20 protein-coding genes and 1 pseudogene are annotated in these 18,931 nt (G+C 71.8%); 8 read left to right on the top strand and 13 right to left on the bottom strand.

Annotation, left to right across the window (positions count from 1 at the left end; all coding sequences use genetic code 11):
• Positions 1-26: 26 nt before the first annotated feature.
• Positions 27-1,043 carry a LacI family DNA-binding transcriptional regulator gene (locus I4J89_RS19985; RefSeq protein ID WP_373688146.1) on the bottom strand — a complete coding sequence of 339 codons (1,017 nt, stop codon included), beginning with the start codon at positions 1,041-1,043 and terminating at the stop codon, positions 27-29.
• 49 nt (positions 1,044-1,092) lie between these two features.
• On the opposite strand from I4J89_RS19985, the gene I4J89_RS19980 reads away from it, so the two are divergent.
• A complete protein-coding gene (locus I4J89_RS19980; protein WP_230859291.1) occupies positions 1,093-1,920 on the top strand; it encodes a phytanoyl-CoA dioxygenase family protein in 828 nt (275 codons plus the stop codon).
• 4 nt (positions 1,921-1,924) lie between these two features.
• On the opposite strand, the gene I4J89_RS19975 is transcribed toward I4J89_RS19980, so the two are convergent.
• From I4J89_RS19975 to I4J89_RS19955, 6 genes and pseudogenes are all read right to left on the bottom strand, one after another.
• Positions 1,925-3,541 carry a methyl-accepting chemotaxis protein gene (locus I4J89_RS19975; protein WP_196415520.1) on the bottom strand — a complete coding sequence of 539 codons (1,617 nt, stop codon included), beginning with the start codon at positions 3,539-3,541 and terminating at the stop codon, positions 1,925-1,927.
• A gap of 45 nt (positions 3,542-3,586) precedes the next feature.
• The gene (locus I4J89_RS19970; protein WP_309238386.1) at positions 3,587-5,005 is read right to left on the bottom strand and encodes a GGDEF domain-containing protein; all 1,419 of its coding nucleotides are present in this window, start codon (positions 5,003-5,005) and stop codon (positions 3,587-3,589) included.
• A gap of 76 nt (positions 5,006-5,081) precedes the next feature.
• Positions 5,082-5,321 (bottom strand): annotated as a pseudogene (locus I4J89_RS51970) (hypothetical protein); the annotation flags it as partial.
• 184 nt (positions 5,322-5,505) lie between these two features.
• On the bottom strand, positions 5,506-8,244 hold the full coding sequence (locus tag I4J89_RS19965; protein ID WP_309238385.1) for a helix-turn-helix transcriptional regulator: 2,739 nt from the start codon (positions 8,242-8,244) through the stop codon (positions 5,506-5,508).
• The gene (locus tag I4J89_RS19960) at positions 8,211-8,405 is read right to left on the bottom strand and encodes a hypothetical protein (protein ID WP_196415519.1); all 195 of its coding nucleotides are present in this window, start codon (positions 8,403-8,405) and stop codon (positions 8,211-8,213) included. The genes I4J89_RS19965 and I4J89_RS19960 overlap by 34 nt, the downstream gene beginning before the upstream one ends.
• A gap of 1,084 nt (positions 8,406-9,489) precedes the next feature.
• Positions 9,490-9,879 carry a hypothetical protein gene (locus tag I4J89_RS19955; protein WP_196415518.1) on the bottom strand — a complete coding sequence of 130 codons (390 nt, stop codon included), beginning with the start codon at positions 9,877-9,879 and terminating at the stop codon, positions 9,490-9,492.
• A 152-nt stretch (positions 9,880-10,031) separates the two neighbouring features.
• Between I4J89_RS19955 and I4J89_RS19950 the strand changes: the two genes are divergently transcribed.
• Positions 10,032-10,628 carry a hypothetical protein gene (locus I4J89_RS19950; RefSeq protein ID WP_196415517.1) on the top strand — a complete coding sequence of 199 codons (597 nt, stop codon included), beginning with the start codon at positions 10,032-10,034 and terminating at the stop codon, positions 10,626-10,628.
• Between the two features lie 4 nt (positions 10,629-10,632).
• Here I4J89_RS19950 and I4J89_RS19945 read toward each other — a convergent pair whose 3' ends face one another.
• The 4 genes from I4J89_RS19945 to I4J89_RS19930 all read right to left on the bottom strand — a co-directional run bounded on the left by I4J89_RS19945 (position 10,633) and on the right by I4J89_RS19930 (position 12,860).
• Complete coding sequence (locus I4J89_RS19945) at positions 10,633-10,866, bottom strand: hypothetical protein (RefSeq protein ID WP_196415516.1); 234 nt, start codon at positions 10,864-10,866, stop codon at positions 10,633-10,635.
• Between the two features lie 112 nt (positions 10,867-10,978).
• Positions 10,979-11,590 (bottom strand): NIPSNAP family protein, encoded by a 612-nt coding sequence (locus I4J89_RS19940; RefSeq protein ID WP_196415515.1) that lies wholly within the window; start codon positions 11,588-11,590, stop codon positions 10,979-10,981.
• Complete coding sequence (locus I4J89_RS19935) at positions 11,587-12,012, bottom strand: Rrf2 family transcriptional regulator (RefSeq protein WP_196415514.1); 426 nt, start codon at positions 12,010-12,012, stop codon at positions 11,587-11,589. Before I4J89_RS19935 ends, I4J89_RS19940 begins: the two co-directional genes overlap by 4 nt.
• 20 nt (positions 12,013-12,032) lie before the next feature.
• The gene (locus I4J89_RS19930; RefSeq protein ID WP_309238384.1) at positions 12,033-12,860 is read right to left on the bottom strand and encodes a helix-turn-helix transcriptional regulator; all 828 of its coding nucleotides are present in this window, start codon (positions 12,858-12,860) and stop codon (positions 12,033-12,035) included.
• Positions 12,861-12,930: 70 nt separating this feature from the next.
• Between I4J89_RS19930 and I4J89_RS19925 the strand changes: the two genes are divergently transcribed.
• The 3 genes from I4J89_RS19925 to I4J89_RS19915 all read left to right on the top strand — a co-directional run bounded on the left by I4J89_RS19925 (position 12,931) and on the right by I4J89_RS19915 (position 14,315).
• Positions 12,931-13,311 carry a hypothetical protein gene (locus tag I4J89_RS19925; protein WP_196415512.1) on the top strand — a complete coding sequence of 127 codons (381 nt, stop codon included), beginning with the start codon at positions 12,931-12,933 and terminating at the stop codon, positions 13,309-13,311.
• Complete coding sequence (locus tag I4J89_RS19920) at positions 13,308-13,730, top strand: MarR family winged helix-turn-helix transcriptional regulator (RefSeq protein WP_196415511.1); 423 nt, start codon at positions 13,308-13,310, stop codon at positions 13,728-13,730. The genes I4J89_RS19925 and I4J89_RS19920 overlap by 4 nt, the downstream gene beginning before the upstream one ends.
• 66 nt (positions 13,731-13,796) lie before the next feature.
• Entirely contained in the window at positions 13,797-14,315 is a 519-nt protein-coding gene (locus I4J89_RS19915; RefSeq protein WP_196415510.1) for an SgcJ/EcaC family oxidoreductase, read from the top strand.
• Here I4J89_RS19915 and I4J89_RS19910 read toward each other — a convergent pair.
• Positions 14,275-15,435, bottom strand: coding sequence for an MFS transporter (locus tag I4J89_RS19910; RefSeq protein WP_196415509.1), 1,161 nt, complete (start codon positions 15,433-15,435; stop codon positions 14,275-14,277). The genes I4J89_RS19915 and I4J89_RS19910 overlap by 41 nt on opposite strands.
• Before the next feature lie 44 nt (positions 15,436-15,479).
• Here I4J89_RS19910 and I4J89_RS19905 point away from each other — a divergent pair, with 44 nt between their 5' ends.
• The 3 genes from I4J89_RS19905 to I4J89_RS19895 all read left to right on the top strand — a co-directional run bounded on the left by I4J89_RS19905 (position 15,480) and on the right by I4J89_RS19895 (position 18,340).
• Positions 15,480-16,520 carry an aminotransferase-like domain-containing protein gene (locus I4J89_RS19905; protein ID WP_196415508.1) on the top strand — a complete coding sequence of 347 codons (1,041 nt, stop codon included), beginning with the start codon at positions 15,480-15,482 and terminating at the stop codon, positions 16,518-16,520.
• Positions 16,448-16,852 (top strand): aminotransferase-like domain-containing protein, encoded by a 405-nt coding sequence (locus I4J89_RS19900; protein ID WP_196415507.1) that lies wholly within the window; start codon positions 16,448-16,450, stop codon positions 16,850-16,852. The genes I4J89_RS19905 and I4J89_RS19900 overlap by 73 nt, the downstream gene beginning before the upstream one ends.
• A 90-nt stretch (positions 16,853-16,942) precedes the next feature.
• Entirely contained in the window at positions 16,943-18,340 is a 1,398-nt protein-coding gene (locus I4J89_RS19895; RefSeq protein ID WP_196415506.1) for a hypothetical protein, read from the top strand.
• On the opposite strand, the gene I4J89_RS19890 is transcribed toward I4J89_RS19895, so the two are convergent.
• Positions 18,341-18,931 (bottom strand): glycoside hydrolase family 43 protein (locus I4J89_RS19890; protein ID WP_196415505.1); only part of this gene is annotated, 591 nt, incomplete at its 5' end.

The raw sequence follows: 18,931 nt of genomic DNA, 5'->3' as shown, positions 1-18,931 counted from the left end.
ATACAGACTTCGTGATCGATCTGTGTCTAGCCGGCCGTGCTGCCGCGGATCTCCAGGTGGTGCGCGACGATGTGGCGGGCCGGCGCCGGCCCGGTGCCCGGGGCGAGCCGCTCGGCGAGGCAGTCGAGCGCCGCCCGGGCGATCGCCGGCTTGTCGGGTGACACGGTGGTCAGTGACGGATTGGCGTAGCGGCCGTCCTCGACGTCGTCGAAGCCGGCCACCGCCAGGTCGGCCGGAACCCGCAGGCCGTGCCCGGTGGCGACGTGCAGGGCGCCGAGGGCGAGCTGGTCGCTGAAGCAGAACACCGCGTCGGCGTCGATCCCGGCGGCGAGCAGGCCGCGCATGGCGGCGGCGCCGTCGGCGCGGTGCAGTTGTGCCACCGGGATCTCCAGGGCCGGGTCGTGCGGCAGCCCGGCCTCCGCCAGGGCCTGCCGGTAGCCGGTCAGCCGCCGAGCCGCGGTGCCGTTGGTCAGGTGCGGCTGTAGGCCGATGGCGGCGATGCGGGTGCGCCCGGTTTCGATCAGGTGCCGGGTGAGTTCGCGGGCGGCGGCGACGTTGTCGATGACGACGTGGTCGAGCAGGCCGTCGGCGTCCTGCTCGCCCAGCAGCACGAGCGGGGCGGCGTCCGGCCGGCGGCGCAGGTCGGTGGGGCAGAGCGCCCAGGGGCTCATCACCAGGCCGTCGACGGCCTGACCGCGTACGCCGTCGAGCAGTTCCCGCTCCCGGCGGGCGTCGCCGCCGGTCTGCTGGACCAGCAGGGTCCAGCCGCGCTTCTCGGCCTCGTCGGCCAGATGGCCGGCGAGCTCGCCGAAATACGGCGAGGCGATCTCCGGGATGACCAGCGCGACCAGCCCGGACCGCCCGCCGCGCAGATGCCGGGCGGCTGCGTTCGGCCGGTAGCCCATCTCGTCCAGCACGCGCTGGACCCGCTCCCGGGTCTGCGGCGCCACCAGCGGGAAGCCGGAGACGACGTTGGACACGGTGCGGACGGACACGCCGGCGCGCTCGGCGACCTGGCGCAGATTCGCAGTCACGGAAGACATGCTAGCCGCCGGGTTGCAACGTTGCATGCCACGTTGCAACATGGGGTGCATGACGACTCTCCTCGATGCAGACGCCGGGCGGAAGGCCCGCGAAGCCATCTACACCGACGGCATCACCGCCCTGCGTGGCGCGTTCAGCGTGGCCTGGGCCGACCGGATGCGTGCCGACATCGAGACCGCGTTCGACGAGGCGAAGGCGCGGCCGGGCGGCGCGGTCGGGCGCGGCCCCCATCGGTACTACGTGGAGATCCACCCGGAGCAGATGAGCGGCTTCGTCGATCTGGTCACCCACCCCTGGGTGATGGCGGTCTGCACCGCGGTGCTGGGCGAGGACTACAGGATCGTCGAGCTGGGGTTCGACATCCCGTTCGCCGGCGCGGTCAACCAGCCGTGGCACCGCGACTTCCCGATGCCCGAGGTGACCCGCACCGAGGGCCGGCTCGACTCACTCGCCTTCAACCTGACCGGGGTGGACACCACCGACGAGATGGGCCCGTTCGAGATCGCTCCGGGCACCCAGTTCGACGACGAGCCGGACTTCGGGCACGGCATGTTCCCGCCGAAGCCGCGATACCGCCGCTACGAGGAGCGGGCGGTGCGTAAGTACCCGCAGCGCGGCGACATCTCCGCCCGGTCGGCGCTGACCATCCACCGCGGCACCAAGAACCGGTCGCAGGTCTCCCGGCCGGTGCTGGTGCTCGGCGTCGACGCCGCCGACGCCACCAACAGCGACAAGCACGACCTGGCCGTCACCGAGACGTTCTGGGCCACCCTGCCGCCCGAGGTGCGCGACCACCTGGCCTGCCCGGTCGTCGAGCGGCTCACCCCGATCACCCAGAAGCACACCATCGAGGGCCTGGTCATGGGCGACGCCTGACGGCTCAGCTGTCGCGTACGGTGAACCGCCCCGCCACCTGCCGCAATCCGGCCGCGGTGGCGGTCAGCTGCCGCACCTGGTCCGCGGCGGTCGAGGTCGCTGCCGCCATCCGCTCGGTGGAGCTCTGGTTGGCCCCGGCGAACGAGCCCACCGCGTCGAGCGCGGAGTGCAACTCGGCGGTGCCACCGGCGATCCGTTCGAACGCGCCGCGCGCCTGGTCGTCGACGACGGTGACCGCCTCCGCGCTGGTCTGCTGGATCTCGGCGACCAGCGCGGCGATCGTCTGTGCCGCCTCGCCGCTCTCCTCGGCCAGGGTGCGCACCTCACCGGCGACCACGGCGAAGCCGGCGCCCTGCGTACCGGCCCGGGCGGCCTCGATCGCCGCGTTGAGAGCCAGCAGGTTGGTCTGCCCGGCGATCCGGGTGATCGCCCCGACGATCCCACCGATCCGGGCGGCCTTGTCGTCCAGGTCGCGCATCACCCGGGTCAGGTCGCTCACCGTGTCGACGCCCTCGTCGACGTACCCGGAGGTGGCCCGTGCCGCCTGCTGCGCCGCGGAGATCAGGTCCACCTGCCGCTCGGCGTTGCCGACCACCTCGGCGGCGGCCGAGCGGATCTCGTCGGACACGCCGTCCAGCTCGACCGAGGCGCTGTCCAGATCGGCGACCGAGCGGTGCACCTGGCGGACCGAGTCGTTCAGGTTCTCGATCATCTCGGTGAAGGCGACGCCGAGCCGGTCACCCGCGGACGCGGCCGGGGCGGACACCGCGAGGTCGCCGGTCGCCATCCGCTGCGAGATCTCGGCCTTGGCGGTCAGGTACGCGACCATGTCGTCGAACGCGGCGGCCACCTCGGCCACCTCGTCCTCCGCCTCGACGTGCACGCGCTGGTCCAGCTCACCGCGGGCGATGCCGCGGGCCGCGGAGGACAACTGCTCCAGACCGTCGGTGATGCGCCGGGTCAGGGTCCGGCGTACCACCAGGGCGACGGATACGGCGGCGGCGAGGAGCGCGACGAGCGCGCCGAACGCGATGATCGCCTGGCGGTCGGCGGACTTGCTCGTCGCGTTCGACTCGGCGGTGTGCTGCTCGCCCAGCGCGGCCAGGCTGTCCTTGAGGCCGTCCCACTCCTCGTCGCCGGGGCCGGCGTCGAAGGTCTCCCGGGCCGCGGCCGCGTCGCCGGCGTCGGCGAGTGCGACCTCGGAGGCGGTGGCCTCGATGTACTTGCCCCAGTGGCCCTCGAAGCGGTCCAGGATGGCGCGGGTCTCGGCGCTCGTCGACAGGGCCCGGTAGTCGGCGAACAGGGCGCGCATGTCGGCGTCCTCCTCGGCCATCGCGTCGACGGTGTCCGTGCGGGTCTCGGTGTCGCTCAGCGGCAGCGCGAGGTACTCCCACTGCTCCTTGCGGTACTTGTTCATCAGGCCGCTGATGTCGCCGGCCACCTGCATCGCCGGTACGCCGGTCTTGGCGAGCTCCGCGACCTGGCTGGTCGCCCGGTGCAGGAAGAACGCCGCGACCGCCGCCGACACCACCAGCAATGCGATCACGACGGTGAATCCGGCACGGAGGGCGCGGCCGATCGGCATGCGCGCCAGCAGGGTGTGCAACTTGGTGGGGGCCACCTAGTTCCATCGGTCGCAACCGCCGATTCCAAAGGCATAGCCTGATCAGGAGATCGCGACGCGGTTGCGGCCGCCCTCCTTCGCCCGGTAGAGCGCGTGGTCGGCCCGCGCCAGCACCCGGTCGAGCGAGTCGAGCGGGTCCAGCTCGGCGAGCCCGACACTGATCGTCACCGGGATCGGCCCGGCCGCGGTGAGCACCGGTTCGGCGGCCACCGCGGCGCGCACCCGCTCGGCCAGTGACACGGCGAGCCCGTCGTGGTCGGGCAGCACCACGGCGAACTCCTCACCGCCGTACCGGCCCAGCACGTCGGCTCGGCGGATCACCGCGCCGATCCGGGAGGCGACCGTCCGGATCACCTCGTCGCCGACGCCGTGCCCGTACGTGTCATTGATGCTCTTGAACTTGTCGATGTCCAGCATGGCGGCCGCGAGGCCGCGCCCACCGCGCGCGGCCGCGTCGATCAACGCGCCGGCCAGGGCGTGGAAGTGCCGCCGGTTGTGCAGCCCGGTCAGTGCGTCGGTGGTGGCCAGCTCCTGCACCCGGCTGAACAGCCGGGCGTTGTCGTAGGCGATCATGCCCTGCGCGACCAGGGCGGCCGCGACCTGCCGGGCGGTGTCGTCGAAGGTCTCCGCGCCGAGCAGCACCTCTCCGACGCGGCCCTCCGGACTCTCCAGCGGCACCCGGAGCCCGAACACTCCGTCCGGAGGCGGACCACCGAGCATCGCCGGGTCGGCGCCGCCGGCCACCTCGATGACGCCGTCGGTGACCAGGCAGCCGGCGTCCGCGCCGACGCGGCTCACCAGCATGGCGAACAGGGCCCGCAGCACCTGGCCCGGGTCCTGGATGGCGCTCAGCTCGGCGAGGCCGGCCCGCAGCATCTCGGAGAAGGCCTGCTGTTGCTGTGCGGCCCGCACGGCCAGGTGCAGCTGGGCGGCGCGGGCGGTCTCCAGGGACACCGCGACGTGGCTGGTGACGGCGGTGAGCACCGCGACGTCGTCGTCGGTGAAGATGCCGCGGGCGAGGCGGCTGTCCAGGTAGACGATCCCGAGCGTGGCGCCCTTGAAACGCACCGGCGCCACCAGGATGCTGCGCAGGCCGTACGCCACGGTGCTACGCGAGCCCAGCGCGGCGCCCTGCTCGGTGCTGGTGACCACGAGCGCCTCGTGCGTATCGGCGACCCGCTGCACCAGCGACGCGCCGTACGTGGTGGTCTCGGTCAGATCCTCGCCGCCGGCGCCGCGCCCGGCGTACGGCACCGGGTTACCGGCCTCGTCGAGCAGGAACATCAGCGCCCGCTCGGCGCCCAGGATGCGCAGTGTCTCGTCCAGCGCCACCCGGGCCAGTTGCTGCGGGTCCAGCACGGTCGCCGCGGCGGCGCTGACCTGCTGCAACGCCTCCAACTGGCGGTTGCGGCCGGCCACTGGGGTGCCGGTGGCCAGCCGGGCCGACCCGCCGTCGTCCACGCCGAACTCGGTACGGACCTTGCGGCGCCGCGAGTCCAGCCCGTACCGGTTGTGCGCGAGCGAGCCGGGCGGCGAGTTCGACCACCCGCTCCTGCGGCAGCGGCTGGTCGGCCAGCCGGTCGGCGAGGGAACCGCCGGGGAGGTAGCCGAGCACGAGGGCGGGCAACCCGTCGTAGGTGCCGACCGTGTGGATGCGCGGCACGCCCGGATCGTCGACGCAGGCGAGCAGCGCGGCCTCGCGCCGAAACGCGGTGAGCAGGCCGGGTGCGTCCTCGACCGGGCGTTTGAGGGCGTACGGGACACCGTCGCGCAGCACCCGGTGCACCGTGGTGGAGGCGCCGCGGCCCAGCTCGGTCCCGAGCCGCAACCCGCTCAGCTCGTTCGACACCTTCTGGGTAGTTCTCACCCGGTCAGTCCGCCTTTCGCTCGCCTCCTTTGATCGGCCGGCGGGCGGAGAACCTGACGTCGGGCGCGATGTCGGGTACGGCACAGGCCGGCGGTCAGTGCCGCCCGACGAGGTCGCCGACCTCGGTCCGGGACGAGACACCCAGCTTGCGCAGGATGTTCGACACGTGGACGGCGGCGGTCTTCGGCGAGATGTAGAGGCGCCGGGCCAGCTCGTTGTTCGTCAGCCCGTCGCTGATCAGCACCGCCACCTCCCGCTCGCGAGGCGTCAGCGCGGCCGGGCCGGTGACCGCCGGCGGCGCGTCGATCGGGGCCATGCCGAGCTGGGCTCGGACCTGGGCGAGCTGGGCCACCCGCCAGCCACGCCACTCGGCGAGCAGCGGCACGGCCGCCTCCACCTGAGCGGTGGCCTCCGCACGCCGATCGGCCGCGAGCAGGCAGCGGGCGGCACCGACGCGTACGGTGCCACGGATCGCCGGCCCCAGGGTGTGCGAGTCGGTGATGGACAGATAGCCGGCCAGTGCCTCGGCGTGCCGGCCGTGCGCCTCGGCGACCTGGGCGTCGACGAGCGTCCGGTAGGCGTCCCACACGTCGTCGTCGAGCAGCACGGTGGCCATCTGGTCGAGCCGGTGCGCCGGCAGGCCGATCTCCAGCGCGGCGGAGATCAGGTCGTGCGCCTGTTCGCCGCTGCGCCATGTCTGCGCGGCCATCGCGGCGACGAGATCGTTCAGGGTCGCCTCCGCGCGCGGCAGGTCGCCGCGGCGGCAGGCGAGGTGGAACGCGAGGCCGGGGATCGTGGTCGGCGGGTTGTTGGGCAGTGCTGCCAGGTCGGCGACCAGCTGCTCGACCTGGTCGAACTCGCCGGCCTCCAGGTAGAGCCCGGCGAGGAAGACCCCGTGGTAGTCGGCCCAGCGCCCCCGGCGCCGGTAGCTACGGTCCTGCTCGCGTCCCTCCTCCAGCGCCGTGATCGCGGCGCCCAGGTCGCCGGCCCGCACGGCGAGCCGGGCCCGGCCCTGGAAGTAGGTGGCCACCGCCAGCGACTCGAAGCCGGCCCGCTCGGCGTCGACACGCATCCGCTCCAGGGCCTCGGCATGCTCGGCCGGAGAGGTGGGCGGCTCGCCGCTCACCAGGGTGTGCAGCGCGCGGGCGGCCAGCACCCACTCGCCCGCCTCCTCGGCCTCGTCGACCAGGCCGGACAGGATCTTGCGGCCGTCGGCGGCGGTGTGCGGGCGCTCGCTGAGCGTCGAGCCCTTCTCCAGCAGCGCGGCCAGGCGAACGTCCGGCAGGCCGAACTCGTCCGCCAGCGCCAGCGCGCGGTCGCACCAGAGCAGCGCGGCGTCCAGCTCGTCGCGCAGGTACGCCGACTGCGCGATCGCCGTCATCGCACGCGCCTGACCGGCACCGGGCGGGAGCTGCGCGATCAAGGTCTCGATGTCGTGCGTCAGAGCGCGCATGTCGTCGGTCTCGCGGGACTCCCACGCGATCCGGACCAGCAGGTACAGCGACTCGGCCCGGTCGGTCGCGGTGGCGGCGAGGTCCCGCCAGCGCCGGCCGTACCGCTGGGCGTCGTCCAGCAGACCGGCCAGCCAGGCGGCCCGGGCGGCACCGGCGAGCAGGTCGGTGTCCTCGGGCACCTCGTCGAGACCCATCTCGGCCAGTTGCAGCGCCTGATAGGCCGAGCCGATGGAGAGGTAGAGCGCGGTACCGCTGCGGGCCGCGGCGATCATGTCCTCGTACCGGCCGGCGCCGCGCGCGTGGTGCGCCACCATGGCCGGGTCGGAGCTGCCACCGCTCAGCAGCACGTCCAGCGCCGCCTCGTGCAGCCGCCGGCGCTGCCGGCCGAGCATCTGGTCGGCGATCGCCTCGCGCACCAGCGCGTGCCGGAACGCGAACTCGTCCTCACCGGACTCCACCAGCACGCCCCGGGTGACCAGGTCGCGCAGCACGGCGATGAGCTCGTCCTCACCGGCACCGGTCACATCGGCGAGCAGGTCGAACGGGATGCGGTGGCCGAGCACGGTGGCCGCCTCGACGATCCGGTGACTGACCGGGTCGAGGTCGTCGACCTGGCGGCGCAACACGTCGGCGAGACTCCACGGCAGCGGCTGCTCGACCAGCGCCTCCAGGTCGTACCCCGGCAGCGCGCGCAGCAGCTCCTCCAGGAAGAACGGATTGCCGCCGGTGCGGTGATGCAGCGCCGTCGCGGCGCGCATCGGCGCCGGCGCGCCGGTCGCCGCCGCGAGCATCGCCGCGGTCTGCGCGGGAGTGAGACGATCCAGACGCACGTGCGTGACCGCGTGCCGGCGTTCCAACCGGGCCAGCAGGCCGGCCACCGGTTGCCGGCGAGTGACCTCGTCCGGCCGGTAGGTCCCGATGAGCAGGCGCGGCCCGCGCTGGTCGGCGATCCGCTCGAACAACGCCGCGCTCTCCGAGTCGGCCCAGTGCAGGTCCTCGAAGACGATGACCGCGGGCGAGTCGCCGATCAGATCGCTCAGGATGGCGAGACCGGTGTGCAACCGCTCGACCGGGCTGCGCTCGGCGTCGGCAAGCGCCGCCAGCTGGTCCTCATCGACCTCCGGGCGGCCGTCGATGGCGTCCAGCAGCACCTCGTAGGGCCGGGACAACGAGCCCGGCTCCGCCTGGCCGACCAGCACCACGGTCCCGGCCGGCACGGTCGCCAGCAGCTCGTGCACCAGCCGCGTCTTCCCGATGCCCGGCTCGCCGGCGATGATCGCGACCGCCGGCTCACGCGCCGAAGCGAGCCGCGCCAACCGGCGCAGCTCGCTGTCCCGCCCGATCATCACCGGGCTGGCACCACCGCGGATGGTTCGCACGACGCCAGGGTACCGGCGGGCCGTCCGCGGGCCGAACGGGCTTTCCTGCCCCGCCGCACCATGCGCGCCATGGAGAGCAGACGCCCCCGGTCGGCCTCGGCGATCAGCTCACGGTGACGGTCGTGCGCCAGGTCCAGCAGCAGGTCCGGGTGATTCAACATGGCCTATCTCCTTCGTCCGTTGATAGATCTATCCTCGGTCGGCAAGGCGGCTGCCACATCAGAAGCACTTACCTATCTTCGCTGGTCAGCGGGGTTTAGAAGGGCCGCGTGGTCCGTCTAGGCATACCTATACGGCCTTCGCGGGTCGAGGTTGCATTACGGGTCCTGCTTCTTCGGGGTACGGGTGACCGGCGGTCCCGCCGAAGCCGACCCGTCCCTGCTCTCCCGGCGGAGCCGGGCTTTCCCTCACCGCCCCAGCGCGGCCGCCGGGAAACACCAGTCCGTCCCGCTGCGGGCGTGGTTGCTCGCCACACGGCCGGGCTGCGTGCCCGGGGTTCGCGGGGCCGGGCACGGTTCGTGGTGGCTGCTTGCCACGCGGCCGGGCTGCGTGCCGGGGGCGGTTTCGTGGTGGTTGCTTGCCAGCGCCCTGGGTGCCGGGTCCGGGTAGTAGGGCCGCTCGCGGCTCCGCGATCGGCGCGGGACCACTGCCGGTCACCGCGTTGCGTGGTGGTTTCGGGTATGCGGTGCCGTCGCTTCCACCCGAACCACCACGATCCGCGAGGCCGGCCGCAAGCCCACCCCATTCCGGCTACCCAACGTCACTTCCGCCGTGCGCCAACCCGTGACGACCGCAGCATGTACTTCGGGCGGCGGCGCCGGGCGTGCCGTGGGCGGTATGCCGGTGAGGGCCGCAGGCGGCGGGCCGCGCTTGCCCTTGTTCGTCGCCGTGACCGGCAGGTGATGCTGTTTCTCGGCGGTCGCGCTGGGGCGGTGAGGGGAGCCGGGCTGGCGCTGGGAGAGCGGGAACGGGGTCGGCTTCGGCGGGACGCCGGTTACGCGTACTTCGAAAGGGTTTAGGCGACCATCGTGCGGGGCCGGCGTGCTCGATGCGTGCGGTTTCTGGGACGCTCTCGCGGAGCTGCCGGCGGACGAGCGTGAGCGTTTGCCGCGCAGTGAGACCAAACTGCTCGATCGGCTCGTGCGGCGGGGGAGCGTGGCCGGCCCGGACGCCGTGACCACCGGCTGCCGCTCAGCATCCGACTCGACTGGCAGGAGCCAGTCGAGTCGAAGTCCCCGTGTTCTCTTACGAGACGAAGATCCGGTTGCTCGTCTCGTGACCGACGACGACGATCTGGATGGCGTAGATGTTGTAGGACAGGATGCGGCCGTTGGTGCTCGCCGGGTAGTCGATCGAGCGCGTGCTGTCCGGCCACACACGCAGGACGAGCGTGAAACCGCTGTCCGGCTGGTTCACGACTTCCCATCTGCCGGAGTTCTTCACGAGACCGGCCTGGCCGCTGTAGTACACCTCCTTGGTGCCGGTGTAGGTACCGCAGAGGTGCCAATAGCCGGGGTAACTCCCGCAGTCCCAGTCGACGTTCGCGGCGTGGGCGGGTGCGGCTAGTCCCAGGGTCAGCGCGGCGGAGACGGCTGTCGCGGCCACGGCGGTGCGCAGGGCACGGAGCAGTTTCATGAAGCCTCCTCAATAGACGATGTGCTGACCGGCAGCATGCCGCAGGGGTGTGGGACAAAATGTTGACAAGCACCGCACCTGCTGCGGCGCTGGGGACGATTTCGTCGGGCGGATTTGCTTGTCCCGGACGTCGCGCTGCCGATGGTCGGGCCGTGACCGAACTGGCGGACCGCTTCGCGCTGACGATCGGCCCAGATGGGCGAGTGTTGCTCGCTCTGGCGCTACGTCGGCGCCCTGGGGCGACTACTGACGGTTTCGCGCGGGCGCAACGCTACTGGGCGTGCGTTCCCGGAGGCGCGCAGCCACGGTGGCTCGCGCTCGCCATTGACCCGGGCGATCCGCGGCGGTGTGGCGAGCATGCCGAAGAAACGCGAGAGGCGGCGGACGCGCACTCGGCCGCCGCGGCCTATCTTCCGGGTGTCACCTGTTCCGGATGCGGGGACCACCAGTGGAAGCCGGTGCACCGCGCGGCGGTGACCCGGTACGTCCTCACCGGCGCGACCGGCGGATGCCTGCCATGCCACAAACCGTCGCTCGCCGCAGGGCCGGCACCGGTGCCCGGTGTTCTCAAACCCACACAGTCGGTCGAGGCGCGAGTCCTGCCCGCGGTGACGGTGCGGGTAGAGGGACCGGTGGCGGCATTGCTGTGGAGCGCCACCGGAGGGGACGGGAACATGATGTCGTCTCTGGTGACCGACCTGATATCCCGCAACTTCGGCATCCGGCGTGCCGGCGGCGACCTCCTCTGACCGGCTATCGCCTCAGGGCGGTCAGCAGATCTTTCAGCAGGGCGGTCATGTCGTCAGCGCGGGAAGTCAGCGTCTCCATGGTGGACGGGAGGTTCTCGAACCCGACCTCGACGATCGCGTTCTCGGACCAGGCGCGGGCTCCGATCTTCTCGTCGAGAATCGCCCCCGCCGGGGTGTCCACCCGGGGCAGCTCGACGGCACCGACGCAGCCGTCTTCTTCGGGTTCCCGGCGCACCATTCTCTCGACTTCCTCGTGGGTATATCGCCGGTCCTTCCAATTTATGTGATATTCGACGACGAACGACATGTACTGACAGCGGCCGTGGTACCCGTCGTCATCGGTGAAGGCTTCACCGAAACGCGGATCGGGCGGTCGGCATCAGACGTAGCTGCTCGGTTTTCACCACGCCGAATCGCTCGGGTGCCTCGATTTCGCCGGCGTTTACCGGCCGGGTGAACCAGACGAACGCGTGCTCGCCCTCGCGCACCGGCAGGGCCGGGAAGTTGTTTTCGGCGTACTCCGTCGACAGGACCGCGACGGCGCCGGTGTTCAGGCCGGCGAACCACTGGGTGAACGTGTCGTCGAACGGCCGATCGCGGTACCAGATCGTTGCCCGCATGGCCGAGTCCGCGCGTTCGCCGTCACGGGGGAACGCCGGCGGCGGCACGATCGCGCGCGTCAGCAGCACGTCGTCGGAGTCGATCATCGTGGCGTTCGCCGCGGGACCGTGTTCCTTCCACACCGGGCCGCCGTAGAACTCGCGCAGTGCCCGGCCGCGCACCGCCATGTCGGGGAAGCCGCGCAGCCAGACGAATCTGTCGGGCTGGTCGAGGTCGCGGAACTGGCCGAGCACCGCCATGCCCAGCTCCTCCTGCGACTCGACGAACTGTTTGTCGAACAGCTCGATCAGCTCGTCGCGGCGCCCGGGGCGCAGCGTGTACTGCCGAAGCTCCACGATCACGTCAGGATCCTCTCCAAGATGTCGGCGATCGTGCGCCGGGCCAGCGCCGCTCCGAACGCGGCGGTCGCCTCGTCGTACACGTCGGTCAGGACCGGCCGGATGCCGTGGCCCACCGGGCATTCCAGGTTCGGCTCTGAGTGGTGCAGCGCGAGCAGCGGCTCCGCTGAGACGGCCGTCCACACGTCGTACATCGAGATCTCCTCGGCCGGCCGGGCCAGCGAGAAGCCCGCCCCGGTGCCGCGCCGGACCGTGACCAGGCCGGCCCGGCGCAGGTCACCGAGGCTGCGCCGCAGGATGACCGGGTTCGTGTTGACGCTCGCGGCCACCTCGTCGGAGGTCAGCGACGGGTGCCCGCGCCGGCGGGCGAGCTCCAGCCACGCCAGTGCGTGCGCCGCGATCGTCACTCTGCTGTTCGAAGCCATCGTAACCATTTCTATTACAATCAAGGGTGCGACGCAACGCCGGGCTCGACCGTCCGTGTCAGCAGGCGGCGCAGTGCGGTCGGCGTGTGCCCCACGTGGGCACGCACGGTGCGGCACAGGTGAGCCTGATCGGCGAAGCCGAGGTCGGCGGCGAGCATCGCGAGCCGGGTCTCACCGGCCTCCAGCCGGTCCAGGGCGCGGGCGACACGGACCCGGTTGCGGTATCGGGTCAGCGACACCCCGAGCTCGGCGGTGAACGCCCGGCTCAACCTGTATGGCGAGACGCCGAGCAGAGCCGCCAGCGGCAGCAGGGCGCCGGAGGCGGGATGGCCGGTGCCGATCGCCTCGCGGGCGGCACCGACGAGCGGGCGGTCGCCGGAGCGTGCGCTCGGGACGGGCTTGGCGACGGCCTGCGTGATCGCATGGCCGATCAGCGTCAACAGTCGCTCGGCGAGTGCGAAATCGACGTCTCCCGTCCGGGCGGCGACGAGGACCCGCCGATGGGCCAGATCCACCGCTCCGTCGACGTAGACGATCGGCCGCACCGGTTGCCGGTCCCCGGCCATGCTCCGCCACAGTGCCGGGGTCACGGTGACCGAGGTGCAGATGTCGCCGCCCGCGGGATGGGCGAAGCGCTCCACCTCGCCGGGCACGCCGAGGTAGGCGACGGTGGGGTCGAGGTCGGCACGGACACCGCCGGTCTGTCTGCGGAACCTGCCCCGGCGCACGATGACGACCCGGAAGCGGTCGTGCGACTCCGCCGCGGACCAGCCGCGGTGGTCCTCGCGGCAGGTCACCGCGGCCACGGTGAACTCGGGCCGAGCGGCCAGGACAGCGGACGAGAGCACGAGCCGAACGTACGCGCGGGGTATGACAACTCTCGGTGCCAAGAATATGCGTTTCGCATACACTTCGGCGATGGACTCAGCACTTGAAGCAGCCATCAACGAGTGGCATGCGAGCGTGAACAGCGCCGACCCGGAGCGTTCGGCCCGGGCGGTCGGCGATCCGATCGCCGTCCTGGGGCCCAAGGGCGCCGGCCCGATCAGCCCCGAAGAGTTCGCCGGGTGGGTGGAACGCTCCGGGATCAAGCTGGTGCCGCGGTCATGGCATCCGGTCAGTGAGCGCCTCATGGTCGTCGAGGAGGACGCGACCTGGCCGGAGAGCACCTCCCCGACCCGGGTGGCGACGGTGTTCCGGGTGACCGGCGAGAAGGTGACCGCCTCGCTCCGGCTGCCCGACCTCAGGTCGGCGCTCGAGCTGGCCTACATCTGCCGCGAGATGGCGGCCACCGAATGAGCGACCCGGGGCCGGGACAGGTGTTGTTCGCGTTCGTCCGGCACTGGTCACGCAGGTCGTCGGAGGCCGAGCAGGGCCGGCTCGTGCTGGTCACCGAGGCGGTCCACTCGCTGACCCGGCGGGGGATCGAGGCGACGGTCAATGCCGTCGCCCACGAGATCGGTATCGACCAGAGCGGCGCATCACGGCTGATCAAGAGCGCGGCCGAGGCCGGATATCTGACCATGCGGGCATCCGCCTCGGACGGCCGCCGGCGCTGGGCGACGGTGACCCCCGCCGGCCACACCATGCTGAGCCAGGCACATGAGTGGCAGGAGCGGGTCTTCGACCGGCTCACCGAGACCTGGAGCCCGCGGCGGCGCAGCGACTTCCAGCAGGCGATGACGGAGTTGATCGACCGCTCCTACGAGTACCTCTGAGGGAGGACTCCGGGATCCCTCCGCAGGGCGTTCCGGCGAGGCGTCACGGCTTCCTACCGTGATGGCATGAGTCGATACGCCAGCCGCATGACAGGCGCCGCCGTGGCGGTAATCATCGCCGCCCTGCTGCCCGCGACCGCTCCCGCGTCGGCCGGAACCGGCCGGGACCGCGACCTCGCCGCCCTGCGCGATCTCCGCGATCGCCAGGACGAGGCCTGGGCGCGCGGCGACGCCCGGGCGTACGCGGCGCTCTACACGCCCGACGCCGACCTCGTCACGTTCAACGGCGACCACATGAGCACCCGCGCCGGGATCGAGGAGGGCATGGGCTACTACTTCACCACCTATCTGCGCGGCACGCGCCTGCTCCAGCAGGACGAGCGGATCCGGTTCGTCGAGTCCGACCTCGCGGTCATCGTGCGGAGCGGCTGTGTGCTCTGGCCCGGCGAGTCCGCCTGCACCGGCGAGGCCCTCTCGGTCAACACGAACGTCGCGGTGAAGCGCCACGGGCGCTGGCTCTACACCTCCTTCCAGAACACCCGGGTCAGACCGCTGCGGCCGGTTGAGGTGCCGGCGACCCGCTGATCCGGGTCACGGCGACGACCGCCGCGACCAGTCCGGCGGCACCGGCGAGGACGAAGCCGGACGCGGGGCCGGCCAGATCGGCGAGCGCGCCACCGGCCGCCGCACCGCCCGCGGTGCCGATCGCGGTCGCGGTGGCCAGCCAGGCGAACGCCTCGGTTGCCGTACCGGCGGGTGCGGCGGAGTCGACCATCGCGTAGGAGCTCGCCAGGACCGGCGCGATCATGGAACCCGCGACAGCGATCAATGCGGCCGCCACGATCACCCGGGCCGACGCGGCGACGAGGAGCAGGTGTCCCACGCCCAGCGCGGCCAGCAGTAAGGCGAAGCGGCGTCCGTCGGTCGCGCCGCCGCCCAGCCGGGTGGCGGCGACCCCGCCGGCCAGCGAACCGGCACCCCAGAGGCCGAGCAGCAGTCCGGCGGCCGGACCGGCCGAGGCGGTCACCGCGACCTCGGTGGCGCCGAACACCACGCCGACGCCGATCATCACGGTCACCAGCGTGCGCATGTCCGGTGAGGCCAGGGCGCTGACCCGCGCCCGCCGCGTCCGGGTGGGCTGCCAGCCACGGGAGGCCCGGGACGAGGCGAAGAGGGCGGTGGCCGCGATCAGGATCATCCCGGCGGCGGTGAGCGCCGTGCCGGTGCCGGCCAGGGCGCCGAGGCCGAGGGCGAGCGGTGGCCCGGACACCCAGGTCAGCTCGGTGGCGGCGGCGTCCGCGGCGTACGCCCGGCGCCGGCTGTCCGCCCCCGGGCGCAGAACCGGAATCAGCGTACGCATGCACGCCCCGACCGGCGGAGTGGCCAGCCCGATGAGCGCGGCCAGCGCGAGCAGGGCCGGCAGCGGCGTACCGGCGGGCATCATGGCCACCGCGATGAGCCCGGCTCCGGCGACGGTCGCCGAGCTCAACAACACCACGGTCTGCCCGCGCCGGTCCACGAGGCGCCCCAGCAGCGGACCGCCGGCGCCCTGCGCGACCGCGAGGGCACCGGCGACCGCGCCGGCCGCGGTGTACGAACCGGACAGCTGCTCGACGTGCACGAGCAGGCCGATGCTGAACGTGGCGAGGGGGAGGCGGGCGACGACCGACGCGGAGAAGAGCATGTCCTCACGGTCGTCCTTCACTGGTACAAATAACAGATCCAGTGCCGCGACCGAAAAGGGGACCAGTGGAGTTCCTGCTGACCGTCTCGAAGGACCGTCCCGGCACCCTGACCGCGCAGATCCAGGGCCGGATCCGGGACGCCGTCCGCAACGGCAGCCTCCGGGCCGGCACGCCGGTGCCGTCGACCCGCGACCTGGCCCGGCAACTCGGCGTCTCCCGCAAGGTCATCGTCGACGCGTACGCCCAGCTGGCCGCCGAGGGCTATCTCGCCCTGCGGCAGGGCGCCCAGCCGCGGGTCGCGCCCGGGCCGTTCCCGCACGCCGCGACGGCAGCGCCGAGGCCGGACACCGCGCTCGCGGTCCGCTTCGACTTCATGCCCGCCCGCCCCGACGTCTCCTCGTTCCCGCGCGCCGCCTGGGCCCGCTGCCTGCGCGACGCGGTCAACGAGATCACCGTCGCCGACCTCGGCTACGGCGACGTCTTCGGCATCGACGCGCTGCGCGACGGCCTGGCCGACTACCTCGGCCGTGTCCGCGGGGTGGTGGCCGGGCGCGAACAGATCATGATCACCAGCGGTTACCAGCAGGGCCTGGGGCTGATCTGCCGGGCACTTGCCACACGCGGCGCCCGGCGGATCGCGTGCGAGGACCCCGGCAACCAGGAGCAGGACCGGATCATCAGCCGCGCGGGGCTGGAGGCGGTGCGCGTACCGGTGGACGATCTGGGCCTGAAGGCCGACCTACTGGAGGCCGCCCAGGTCGGCGCGGTGATTCTCACGCCCGCGCATCAGCACCCCACCGGGGTGGTGCTGGCGCCGGAGCGCCGCACCGCACTGATCACCTGGCTCCGCGCCTGCGGCGCGATCGCCATCGAGGACGACTACGACGCCGAATACCGCTACGACCGGCCGGCGGTGGGCGCGCTTCAAGGCCTGGATCAAAACCATGTGGTGTACGCCGGAACCGCCAGCAAAATTTCCCTCCCGCCCTGCGGCTGGGCTGGATGGTCCTCCCGCCGTCACTGGTGGACGTTGTGCGCGAGGAGAAGCTGCTGCACGACCAGGGCACCGCCCGCATCGAACAGCTGGCCTTCGCGCACTTCCTGAAGCGCGGCGACCTGGACCGGCACCTGCGCCGCATGCGACTGCGCTACCGGCGCCGCCGCGACGCGGTGATCGCGGCCCTGGCCGAGTCGCTGCCGGCGGCCACCATCCGCGGCATCGCCGCCGGGCTGCACGTCACGGTGGAGTTGCCGGACACCGTCGACGAGGCGGCCGTCGCGGCGCGCGCCCGGTCCCGGGGAATCGCCCTGGCCACGATGAGCGACTACCGGATCGGCGGCGGCCATCCGCCCACCCTGATCCTCGGCTACTCCCAGATGACCGAGTCCCGCCTGCGAGCCGGCGTCCGCGAACTGGCCGCCACCATCCGCGGCTGAGCCCGAGTTGCCGGTCGGCGACCTGTCTATCGATCACCGTGCGTGCCACGATCGAAAGAGGACGATACCGACTTCGGGGGAGTGGGTGCGATGAGAATCCTGATCGACTTGGTGCCGAAGCGTCTCGTGGACGAGATGCCGCCCAAGCTGGCCGAGATCGAACGCCTGGCGTTGCAGTGGTTCAAGGACTATCTACAGGTCAACAAGTTCATGCTGGACGACCAGGGCAACGTGGTGCCCGACCCGAGGCAGCCGCAGGATCCGGTAGTGGTGCCTCCGGCGCTCAGCCCCGACGAGGCGGCGCGGCCGATGCGGGAGGAGTGGCGGATCCTCAGCGACAACCTGATGACGTTGCGTTCCCGGATCGAGGCGTTCTACGGCTTGGATCCGCTGGACTACACGGTCATGGTCGGCAAGCTGGGCGGGACCGAACACCAGGTGGCACGCGCGGGCGGGGCACCGACAAGCGTCTACGACCGCATCGAGTACGCCTTCGGTGAATGGGTCCTGCCGGTCGACGGCTTGATCAACGAGCAACAGTGGACCGGCAAGGCCGCGACGTCGTTCCAGACCCGTTTCCTGAAGCCCTTCCACCTGGCGTCACGACAGCAGCAGGCGTACGCCCTGTCCCTCGCCGTGGTCGCGCAGAGCTGCCACGAGGCGGTCACCACCGCCCACCGGTACCTGCTGACCATCGCGGACACCTGCATCGCACGGCTCAACGGCGAGTCCGGCGGCCCTGGGCAGGCCGATGACGTGGAGGCCCTGTCCTGGACGTCGATGATCAGTGGTGCGCTGTCGCTCTTCCCCCCGTTGTCGGCGATCATGGGCACCATCTCGTTCACCACCAGCGTCGCCGGTTACGTGCGGGGCAAGCAGGACGAGCCTCCGAACGAGGCCCCGATCGAGGGCACCGCCGCCCCGCAGATCATCGAGTCGACTCACCAGGTCGTCACCACCGTCGAACAGGGACTCGCTGAGCTGGACGCGACGCTTGCCGGCCTGCTGGACCAGGATCTGGACAGCAGGACGGGGTTCGCGAGCCCGGACCTGCGGCTGGAACGCCCTGCTCTGGCCGACGGACCGCACACCATGGAAACCTTGACGATCGACAGGTACGACGTCCCGATGAACCCGGACGTCGTCGTGGCCGTCGCCGACGTGTACCGGGCGGGGTACGTCAACCTGCCCGGCGCCGCGGGTCAGTACACCGCTGCCGCGGCGGCGCTGGACACGTGCGCTCCTGGTGGGTCGGCAGCGACCTATTTCGGGCGGTCCCTGGCCAGGTTCGGCGAGGCGCGGAACATGCTGGCCGGCATCCTGCGCAACACCGCCGAGTCCCTGTCCGATGCCGGCGCTGCTCTCGTCGCCTGCGCCACGGAATACCAGCTCACCGACGCTGAACAGGCCGAGTACATCCGTCGCGTCGGTGAGCTGGTTCCGCCGGAGGCCGATCCGCCGTCGACACCGCGGCACGGCCCGGTCTGACTACTCCCCGGAGGGAGCGGTCAGGGTGACTCCGAGGCGGACAGGGGTGCCGAAGTTGGGGGTGCCGTCGGTGTTCCAGGTGAACTTCTGGGCTCGGGTGGAACGGTTCATGTCGCAGCCGCCGCCGGCGGAGTCGTTGGCGTGGTAGACGATCCAGTCCTCGGTGCCGTCGGGGCTCTTGAAGAAGCCGTTGTGGCCGGGCGCGAAGACCCCGTTGGCGTCGTTGCGCTGGAACACCGGGTTCGGGCTCTTCGTCCAGTGCGCCGGATTCATCGGATCGCTGCCGGTCAGGGTGAGCAGGCCGAGCTTGTAGTCCGGGCCCCAGCAGGCCGACGCCGAGTAGACGACCATGACCCGGCCGTTGCGGTAGAGCGGTTCCGGGCCCTCGTTGACCGCGCCGGTCTGCCGTTCCCAGGACAGCGTCGGCGAACTGAGCCGGACCCGGGAGCCGGTGAGCGTCCAGGGGTTGGTCAGGCGCTGGATGAAGTTGGACTGCCCGTAGGAGCCGCCGGCGTTGTAGGTGCCCATCAGGTAGAGGTTGCTGCCCACCTTGAGCACGCTGGCGTCCAGCGCCCACTCGTTGCCGAGGTC

This window comes from Actinoplanes aureus (assembly GCF_015704865.1).
Taxonomy (GTDB): Bacteria; Actinomycetota; Actinomycetes; order Mycobacteriales; family Micromonosporaceae; genus Actinoplanes; species Actinoplanes aureus.
The sequence above is the reverse complement of the archived record's forward strand: the minus strand, read 5'-3'. Positions and strand labels throughout refer to the sequence as shown.